1 pseudogene is annotated in these 382 nt (G+C 64.9%); it reads right to left on the bottom strand.

The features are described 5' to 3' along the window. Positions 1–170: 170 nt before the first annotated feature. A pseudogene (locus tag BN358_RS27250) lies at positions 171–382 on the bottom strand (hypothetical protein); the annotation flags it as partial.

Below are 382 nucleotides of genomic sequence, written 5' to 3' on the forward strand. Positions count from 1 at the left end.
CATGAGCGTGTAGTTGACCCGGTACCCGTGCTCCCGCAGGCGCAGGGCGAGATTGTGCGACCGGAACGCGTCCGCCGTGGCGGGCTTCAGGTAGGAGCTGCTCAGCCGGCCCGTGCCGTTCAGCAGCTCACCCACGTTCTCGGCGTTCACCGGACCCATGTGCGGCACCTTCACCACGAGGCGGTAGGGGGAGAGGATCCGCTCGTAGGGCTCGACTCGGCGAGGATGTTGTCGAAGTCGGGGTCGAACGGGTTCTCGAGCTCAACGCTCACATCGCAACCTGGACCCAGGACGCGACCCAGCTCGGTCATCACCTCCTCGAGCGTGTTGAACGTGTGGCCGACGTTCGCCTCGGGGTTGTTGATGAACAGGTCGTAGACGA

Origin of the sequence: Sedimentibacter sp. B4 (assembly GCF_000309315.1) — a bacterium.
Taxonomy (GTDB): Bacteria; Bacillota; Clostridia; order Tissierellales; family Sedimentibacteraceae; genus Sedimentibacter; species Sedimentibacter saalensis.